This is a genomic window from Caminibacter sp., assembly GCF_053999135.1.
The window spans coordinates 1-9020 of sequence record NZ_JBMXVQ010000101.1 but is presented as its reverse complement, the minus strand read 5'-3'; the positions used below and the strand labels follow the sequence as shown (position 1 = coordinate 9020).

The 9020-nt window shown below is 33.0% G+C and carries 9 protein-coding genes and 2 pseudogenes; 5 read left to right on the top strand and 6 right to left on the bottom strand.

What is annotated here, in order from left to right:
- Positions 1–264 (top strand): annotated as a pseudogene (locus tag ACXJH6_RS07785) (GNAT family N-acetyltransferase); the annotation flags it as partial.
- A 336-nt stretch (positions 265–600) separates the two neighbouring features.
- Here the strand turns inward: ACXJH6_RS07785 and ACXJH6_RS07780 are convergent.
- Entirely contained in the window at positions 601–942 is a 342-nt protein-coding gene (locus ACXJH6_RS07780; RefSeq protein ID WP_456471191.1) for a hypothetical protein, read from the bottom strand.
- 295 nt (positions 943–1237) lie between these two features.
- On the opposite strand from ACXJH6_RS07780, the gene ligA reads away from it, so the two are divergent.
- Genes ligA through aat form a run of 4 tightly spaced genes read left to right on the top strand, consistent with a single transcriptional unit; the run spans position 1238 to position 6425 of the window.
- Positions 1238–3277 (top strand): NAD-dependent DNA ligase LigA, encoded by a 2040-nt coding sequence (gene ligA / locus ACXJH6_RS07775; protein ID WP_456471190.1) that lies wholly within the window; start codon positions 1238–1240, stop codon positions 3275–3277.
- Entirely contained in the window at positions 3278–3571 is a 294-nt protein-coding gene (locus tag ACXJH6_RS07770; RefSeq protein ID WP_456471189.1) for an ATP-dependent Clp protease adaptor ClpS, read from the top strand.
- Positions 3572–5761 (top strand): AAA family ATPase, encoded by a 2190-nt coding sequence (locus ACXJH6_RS07765; protein ID WP_456471188.1) that lies wholly within the window; start codon positions 3572–3574, stop codon positions 5759–5761. It begins immediately after the preceding gene.
- Positions 5748–6425, top strand: coding sequence for a leucyl/phenylalanyl-tRNA--protein transferase (aat, locus tag ACXJH6_RS07760; RefSeq protein WP_456471187.1), 678 nt, complete (start codon positions 5748–5750; stop codon positions 6423–6425). Before ACXJH6_RS07765 ends, aat begins: the two co-directional genes overlap by 14 nt.
- Before the next feature lie 159 nt (positions 6426–6584).
- On the opposite strand, the gene ACXJH6_RS07755 is transcribed toward aat, so the two are convergent.
- The 5 genes and pseudogenes from ACXJH6_RS07755 to ACXJH6_RS07735 all read right to left on the bottom strand — a co-directional run.
- The gene (locus ACXJH6_RS07755) at positions 6585–7709 is read right to left on the bottom strand and encodes a tyrosine-type recombinase/integrase (RefSeq protein WP_456471186.1); all 1125 of its coding nucleotides are present in this window, start codon (positions 7707–7709) and stop codon (positions 6585–6587) included.
- Positions 7710–7766: 57 nt separating this feature from the next.
- Positions 7767–7994 (bottom strand): hypothetical protein, encoded by a 228-nt coding sequence (locus ACXJH6_RS07750; RefSeq protein WP_456471185.1) that lies wholly within the window; start codon positions 7992–7994, stop codon positions 7767–7769.
- A 77-nt stretch (positions 7995–8071) separates the two neighbouring features.
- Positions 8072–8230 (bottom strand): hypothetical protein, encoded by a 159-nt coding sequence (locus ACXJH6_RS07745; RefSeq protein WP_456471184.1) that lies wholly within the window; start codon positions 8228–8230, stop codon positions 8072–8074.
- Positions 8211–8342 carry a hypothetical protein gene (locus ACXJH6_RS07740; RefSeq protein ID WP_456471183.1) on the bottom strand — a complete coding sequence of 44 codons (132 nt, stop codon included), beginning with the start codon at positions 8340–8342 and terminating at the stop codon, positions 8211–8213. The genes ACXJH6_RS07745 and ACXJH6_RS07740 overlap by 20 nt, the downstream gene beginning before the upstream one ends.
- A gap of 226 nt (positions 8343–8568) precedes the next feature.
- A pseudogene (locus ACXJH6_RS07735) lies at positions 8569–9020 on the bottom strand (hypothetical protein); the annotation flags it as partial.

Below are 9020 nucleotides of genomic sequence, written 5' to 3'. Positions count from 1 at the left end.
AGAGGTGAAATGATTTATGCCGATATTAATTTGCATACTCAAGAAATAGAAGAAATCACTGAGTTTTTAAACAAAAAAAGATTCTTTTACAGTGGAGTTTTGTTTTATAGATACAACGGATTTGATTATTTAAGGCTACAATATGAAAATACTCATAACGTTGAAGAGAAATTAAACGTATGTTACAGTGATTATTGTAAATTTTTAAGTAAATTTGTTTTTAAAGACAAAAAAAGGGTTAGGAGGTTATGGACCGGTTTTTAAATTTTTATACGGTTTAAGAGAAGAATTTATTAAAATGGTTTTAATACCAATCCTGAAAATAAATCAAACATTTATTTAGTCAGTACCAAGAAAAGATGAATATAAGAGTTGTTTTATGTTTTGGTATAAGACTGTATTTTTCAGCTAAATACGTAACATAATATTTTTCTAAAAGAGCTGTCTGTTAAAAGATTTTTCTGGTTTTGAGGAAGGTGTTAATTTTTTAATTACTTCAAGTGGTGAAGGTAAAAGATTAAAGGCAACTATGTCGCCGAAATAATCTTTTTTTTATTTCGTTGCTGTTGGCACAGTTTGCAAATCCGTGAATATAGACTGTCATTGTTCGGGATTTTCATAAAATACGTATGTTTCGTAATTTGTTACTTCAAAATATATTTTTTTCTTTTCATCCGGGTCGACTTTATAATTGAAATTTTTATCAAGATATCCGTAAGCAAATCTGTAAGGGCGCGGTTTGTTGTCATCAGTCCCGTGTGCAGTAGTGAGTTTATCCACTTTTAAAAATCTCATAACAAGCTTTCCGCCGCTGTAGATATCCACAACACCGTTTACACCGGTAATGTTTTGAATCGAGCGTCCTATTTTGTTTTGCTGCTCTTGTGTACATCCCGTGAAGATTATTAAAATTGCCGCTGTAAAAAAGAGTAATTTTTTCATTTTTATCATCCTTGTTTAGATTTGGTTCATATTGTATTGGTTTAATTATAGCAAAAAAAAAGGGTTTACGACGCTGAAACTTAAAAACGTCCATAAGCCTTATAAAACGGGGGAAATTGAAGTTAAAGTTTTGGAAAGGCTTGACCTTAAAATAAAACAAAGTTATTTGAAATAGATAACTCTTCTTTAGTTTGTTTATATAAGCTTACATTGATTTTTTTATAATTTTTTGTTATAATCAAATTACTACGCCGGCTGCAATATGCTACAATATTTAAAAAAAAATGGAGCGTTTATGATAAAAAATCATGAAGATTATAAAAAAGCCGTTGAAACATTAAAAAAGTGGGCTTATTATTATTACGTTCTTGATAATCCTTTGGTTACGGATGAGGAATATGATAGGCTTTACAGAGAAGTAGAAAAATATGAAAAAGCCCATCCAGATGAAATAGACCCGACTAGTCCGACGCAAAGGGTTGGTGATGTTGTTTTGGAAGGGTTTAAAAAAGCCAGGCATATAACTAAAATGTGGTCTATGGAGGACGTTTTTGATGAAAACGAGTTTAGAGAATGGGTAAATAGGGTAAAAAGACTTATTGAAAGCAATAATTTCAGTTTTTACATAGAGCCGAAATTTGACGGGGCCAGTTTGAATCTTGTTTATAAAGAAGGGAAACTTATAAGAGCAGAAACCAGAGGGGATGGTGAGATTGGTGAGGATGTAACGTTAAATGCAAAGACTATTAATTCCATTCCTTTGGAAATAGGCTATAAAGGTCTTGTGGAAATAAGGGGAGAGGTCGTAATAAAAAAAGAGGATTTTGATAAATTAAACGAAGAGAGAATAAAAAAAGGCGAACCGATATTTGCCAATCCCAGAAATGCAGCAGCCGGGAGTCTTAGACAGCTTGACCCGAAAATTACAGCAAGCCGTCCGCTTTTATTTTATCCATGGGGAGTTGGATATCCAATAGAGGTTTTAAACAGTGATGAAGTAAGCCAAGAACAGTACGAAAATGATAAAAAAGAATTTATAGGAAAATTTAAAACTTATAAAAAGCTAATGGATTTTGTTTACTCGCTGGGATTTAAAGAACCTCCTAAAAGAGGAGAATGTTTAGCGGATGATTTGGAATGTGTATTAAAAAAATATAATGAATTTATAGAAATAAGAGATTCACTGCCGGTAATGCTTGATGGGATGGTAGTAAAAGTAAATGAACTTGAATTGTTGGATAAGCTGGGATATACGACAAAATATCCGAGATGGATGGTGGCTTATAAATTCCCTGCTATTGAAAAAGAAACAATTTTAAAAGACGTTATCGTTCAGGTTGGAAGGACAGGAGTGTTAACACCCGTAGCGATTTTAGAGCCCGTAGAAATCGGGGGAGTAATAGTAGAAAGAGCCACTCTTCATAATTTTGATGAAATTGAAAGAATGGATATAAGAATAGGAGACCATGTAATAGTAATAAGAAGCGGAGATGTGATACCTAAAATTACAAAAGTTTTATATCATAAAAGAACGGGTAATGAAAAACCTATTCCAAGGCCTACGCATTGTCCGGTATGCGGGTCTGAAGTATTGGATGAGGGTGCTATTATTAAATGTCAAAATCTCTCTTGTCCGGCAAGGGTTGTAAATACCATCATTTATGCGGCAAGTAAAAACTGTCTTGATATAGAAGGACTAGGTGAAAGTGTTGCTAGACTTTTATATGAGAGAGGGCTTGTAAAAGATATTACAGATTTGTTTAAGTTAAAAGTGGAAGACTTGGAAAGATTGCCTGGATTTGCCAGAAAAAAGGCTGAAAATCTTATAAACGCCATTCAAAAAGTAAAAGGGATTGATTGTTGGAGGTTTGTAAACGCTCTTGGAATAGAACATATAGGAGAAGTGGCCAGTAAAAAAATATGTGAAACGTTCGGGGTGGACTTTTATAAGCATAATCCTGAAGAATTTTATAAAATAGAAGGGTTTGGTCCCGAAATGGTTAAGTCAATAGCTGAATACGTGAAAGTAAATAGAGATAAAATAGAAAAATTAATAGAACTTATTAAACCTAAAAATCCTCAAAAAGAGGATATAACAGAATCTCCTTTTAAAGGCAAGACGATAGTTTTAACAGGTTCTATGAGTAAACCCAGAAGCGAAATTAAGGAGCTTCTCGAACGTCTTGGGGCTCATGTTACAAACAGTGTTTCTAAAAAAACAGATTTTGTAATAGTGGGCGAGGATCCGGGAAGCAAATATGAAAAAGCCAGGAAACTGGGAATAACTATTTTAACAGAAAAAGAAATGTGGGATATGCTGGAGAAAGGAAGTTAAATGGGTGTAGAGTTTGATTCTAAAGAAAAAGTGGATATTTTATTACCTAAACTTTATAAAGTTTTACTTTTAAATGATGATTATACTACTTTTGATTTTGTAATAGAAATTTTAAAGTCGGTTTTTCATAAAACCGAAGAAGAAGCTATAAATTTAACGCTCAAAGTGGATAGGGAAGGCAGTGCTGCGGTAGGGATGTATCCATATGAGATAGCTGAAATGAAAGTAAACAAAGTCCATACCCTGGCCAGAAATGCCGGTTATCCGCTTAGGGCGAGAATAGAGGAGGTATAAATGCAAATAACTGAAACATTAAGAAATATATTAAATGAAATAATTTTTGAAGCTAAAAGAAGAAAAAACGAATATATAACTATAGACCATGCTTTTTATATTTTATTAAAAAATAAAAATATTCGCTCAATTTTAGAAGATGTCGGGGTGGATGTTGATTATATAAGAAGAGGACTTGATTATTATCTTGATAGGTATATAGAAAAAGTACCGGTTGAAACTACCCCTACGGAAACGCTTGGATTTCATAAAGCTACTGAGAGAATGTTTAAGCATATAGAAGGCATAAAAAAACCTTATGCCGATGAGATTGATTTTTTTGTCGCCCTGCTTGAAGATGAAAGCAGTTACGCTTCTCAGCTTTTAAGAGAATTCGGTATAGAAAAGGTTGAAATAGTTGAATATGTAACGGAAATAAAAGATTTGGAAGAAGAAATAAAAAAAATAGGCAAAGAGAAAAAAGAGAGTGTTTTAGAAGAATTTACCACCGAACTTACTTCCATAGCCAAAGACTTTGATGATGTAATAGGAAGAGAAAAGGAGATTGAGAGGGTTATACAAATTTTAGCAAGACGCAAAAAAAACAATCCTGTTTTAGTTGGTGAACCGGGAGTAGGTAAAACCGCTGTTGTGGAGGGACTTGCAAAAAAAATAGCTCTTAACGACGTTCCGGGAGTTTTAAAAGGTAAAAAAATTTATTCTCTTGATATAGGAAGCCTGATTGCCGGGACAAAATATAGAGGAGAGTTTGAAAAAAGATTAAAAGCTATTTTAAAAGAACTTAAAAAAGAAAAAGAGCCTATTTTATTTATAGACGAAATTCATATGATTGTAGGAGCGGGAGCTGCAGGTGATTCAAAAATGGATGTAGCTAACCTTATAAAACCGGCTCTTGCAAGAGGAGATATAAGATGTATAGGGGCTACGACTTATGAAGAGTATAAAAATTATTTTGAAAAAGACAAAGCTTTAAACAGAAGATTTCAAAAAGTGGATATAAAAGAACCTAGTGTGGAAGATACGGTTAAGATTTTAGAAGGATTGAAACCTAAATATGAAGAGTTTCATAATGTGCGTTATTCCAAAGAAGCTTTAAAATCCGCAGCCGTGCTTGCCAAAAAGTATTTGAGAGAAAAGTTTTTACCTGACAGTGCCATAGATTTGATCGACGAAGCGGGGGCTAAGTATAAGCTAAAAGGTAAAAAGCTTATTACTAAAAGCGATATAGAAAGCATTGTAGCTAGCATTGCCAATATTCCAAAAGAATCTGCTTCTCAAAATGAAATAGAAAAATTAAGATATCTTGAGGAAAATCTTAAAGCTAAAGTTTTTGGACAAGATAAAGCTATTAAAGAACTTGTAAAAGTTATTAAAAGAAAAAAAGCGGGGCTTACTCGTGAAGATAAACCTATTGGAAGTTTTCTTTTTGTAGGTCCTACTGGTGTGGGTAAAACGGAAATTGCAAAACAGCTTGCTAATATTTTAGGGGTTAATTTCTTAAGATTTGATATGAGTGAATATCAAGAAAAACATTCTGTGGCCAAACTTATAGGTTCTCCTCCGGGGTATGTTGGATATGAAAAAGGAGGACTTTTAACCGAAGCTATAAGAAAACAGCCTCATACCGTGTTATTGCTTGATGAAATAGAAAAAGCTCACCCGGATATCGTCCAGATATTGTTACAGGTAATGGATAACGCAACATTAACAGATAATGATGGAAGAAAAGCGGATTTTAGAAACGTGGTTTTGATAATGACTAGTAATTTAGGTGTTGGTGAAGGTAACGCTCCTGGATTTATGGCCGAACACGCTGAATTTAAAGAAGAGGCTGTTGAGAGGTTTTTTGCACCGGAATTTTTAAACAGGCTTGATGCGGTGGTTAGATTTAAACCTTTAAGTAAAGATAGCGTACTGATGGTAGTTGATAAATTTATTAACGACCTTCAAAATAAACTTGCAAATAAAAAAGTAAAAATTTCGCTCACAAAAAGAGCAAAAGAAGCCCTTGCCAAAAAAGGATACTCTCCGAAACTTGGAGCCCGTCCTCTTGCTAGGGTTATAGAAGAAGAGATTGTGGAGCCTTTGAGTGATGAAATTCTTTTTGGGGATTTAAAAAGTGGAGGTGAAGTAAGAGTGGATTTTGTTAAAAATAAGTTTAGTTTAAAGACAAAAAATGATAAAAGTTAACGATAATCCTCCTCTTTATCTTCTTGATGATTTTTCTTTTCCATCCCCTTATGAAGATTTTGAAGACGGTTTTGTAGGGGCTAGTTACGATTTGCATCCTAAAAGGCTTCTTGAAGGATACTCAAACGGATTTTTTCCATGGTATCAGGATGAAGATGGAATGTATCATTGGTTTGTTTTAAACGAAAGAATGCTTTTAAAAACGGATGAAGTAAAAACTACAAAAAGATTATTGCAAAAATTAAGAAGCCCGAAATGGGAATTTAAAATAAATACCCGTTTTGACGATGTCATAAAAATGTGCAGTAAAGTAAAGAGAAAACATGAAAGCGGCACATGGATTAATGATGGATTTATTGAAGCTTATACTACTCTTCATCGATTGGGGTTTGTGCTTTCGGTTGAAAGTTATTATGAAGGAGAACTTGTGGGAGGATTTTATGGTGTCGCCATAAATAAATATTTTAGCGGTGAGAGTATGTTTCATATAAAACCTGATGCCAGTAAGTTGGCTCTTATTTATTTTTGTGATATTTTAAAACAAAACGATATAGAATATATTGACTGTCAGGTACCAAGTGAACATCTTGGGAGAATGGGAGGTAAAGTGTATAAAAAAGAGGAGTTTATCCCTATAATACAGAATGCTGCTAAAAATAATTAGTGCTGACTTGAAGAAATATTATGTAACTTTTCAATTGGAAGAGGCATTGATAAGTAATATCCTTGGGCCAGGTCTATATTTGTTTCTTTTTTAAAATTTTTTCATTTAAAATGAAGGTATATCAGTAGATTAATATGGTACCGGAGGAGGGACTTTTTCTTATTCCCCAAATTTAGGGATTTTGTAGGCACTGTCAGTAGGATTGTCAGTAAAGGGGTCAATATCCCTTTTTATCTTTAAGTATTCTTCAGGTAAAAATTTAGCATAACTCTCAAGCGTTTCTCTTATGTTACTATGCCCAAGCATTTGTGAAACATCTGCAATATTCACTCCTGCTCTTATCATATTTATTGCAAAAGTATGCCTTGTGTTGTAAATTACCCGATAATCCATTCCGATTTTATTTAAAAGTCGTTTCCATTCAGGGTGAATGTGTTTTACTCCGAAATAACCTTTTTTAGTGCGAGGATTGTAAAAGACACTTAATGTTTTAGCGTATTTTTGCGATAGTTCGAATTGTCTTTGTAAATAAGGCAATAGAGATTTAAATATAGGCACCTTTCTTATAGAATTTTTTGTTTTAGGTGTAGTTGTTTTCCCGTGTCGTTTACTTTTATTTATATGAATATACATATTCTCGAAATCAATATCGCTCCAAGTTACTGCAAGTGCTTCGCCTGTTCTTACACCTGTGTAAAATAAAAAAGCAAGCAAGTTTTTAAAAGGTTCATCAGCATTTTCAATCAAAAGTTTTACTTCATCAGGCGTAAAAGGCTTCATTAATCTTTTAGGTTTATGAGCGGGCAGTTTTATATTTTCAGCAGGATTTTTTTCGATATGCTCATACTCTATTGCAATATCCAAAATCCCTTTAAGCACTCCTATTAGCATACGCATTCGTTTAGGTGTAATTTCTAACAGTTTTTTATCTATCCATTCCCTTATGTCCGCTCGACTTATTTTATCAACTCTTGTGTTTTTACCGAAAACAGGGTATAATTGATTTACTACTATATTGTAAGTTTCCTGATAAGTTTTAAGGCTTTCTTTTTGCCTTAAATATATACTTGCGTAGTAATCAAATTTTTTAGGTGTTTTTATTCCAACTTCTCCTGATTTCAGTTTTAAAAGCAGCTGCGGAATGACTTCTGTTTGCACTAATTTACGATTTTTCGGAGTATCGGGCAGTCTTGTAGACTTTTGCTTTATTTTCCCGTCTAAAAAATATTGAATATAAAGTTTCCCGTTTCGGTTAAACATAGATATATTATAATTTTCAAACATCTCGGCTCCTTTTTTTGAGCCAGTGGACTTTAGCGGCTCTTTATTATAGCAAAAAAATTAAGAGAGGATATTGTTTAGGACCTCTTTAGCGGTGTCGCTTATTTGCATTTGACCTAATGCCCATTTTTCCATTTCCGAAACTATCCAGAGAGGATGTTTTTTACCTTGCGGGATAGTGTAGTGAATGCCTTTTTTAAAAATCACATCTTTATTATCTTTTAAAAAATCCCGGCTTATTCCGAGATAATTAGCCATTTTGCCTGTTGGTAGGGTTAGGGGTTTCATAACAAATCCTTTGAACAGAAAATTATTTATGTTAAGTAAATTTAATTAAAACAAATGAAAAAAATTAAAAGAGGGGATTAGTTTTTGAGGTATTTTTCTTTTAGTTTAAGTGCTTCTTCTTTTGGCATGTTTTTTAGGATGGTAAATAGATTTTTTCTCCAGCCTTTTGAGTTTTTCCAATCGACAAGTGTTGTTTGTGGAATATTAAAAATTTCTTTAATCTCTTTGTAGGTCATTTATTTTTTCCTCTAAATTATTTATTTTCTTCTCTAATCGTGAAATTTGAAAAGTTAATATTAAAATCAATATTGCAGGTAACCAATTATCAAGAAAATCTATTATTTGCATTTTTTTGCTCCTTGTGTTATAATAGCCGATAAGGAGCGGGGAGTTACCCCGCTATCTCCTTTATTATCTTGACTATCAGGTAAATGATAGCCAAGATTTTTTGGAGATTTGAGAGTAACTTCTCCATTATATCTCCTTATCGGCTGTTTTGTCCCTTTTTTGGGACATTGATATTATAACGAAAATCGGTAATAAAATCAAGGAAAAGAAGAGTTAAAAAGCATTGTTAACCCCTTATTTTCGGTATTTTTGTTAGTCCGATTTGGTAGTATTCGTCGGTTTCTTTGATGTGTTTTAGATTATGCTCTATTTCTATTTTCATAGCTTGGTAGTATGTGTCGAACATTTTTTCTAGAACCGATATTTCTTGGGAGAAAATTTTCGGGATTTGTGATATAATTTGAGCGTTTTGGTGTTTGAGGTTTTTTATCTTAAACTCTAAATTTTTAATCTTGCTTTGTTTTTCGGCTAATTCGTTTTCAAGGGCTTTGATTTGCCCTTGATAGCCTCTGACGATGTCGCTTCTTTTGATTAGTTCGGTTATTAGTTTTTCGTCATATTCTCCGAGTAGGTTTGGTTGTAGTCTTAATTGAATGTTGCCTTGTTTTATTTCTTTTAGAAGTTTTGCGACTGCTTTTCTGTATTTTTTAGCTCTATCACTCTTAATGAAAAATCCAA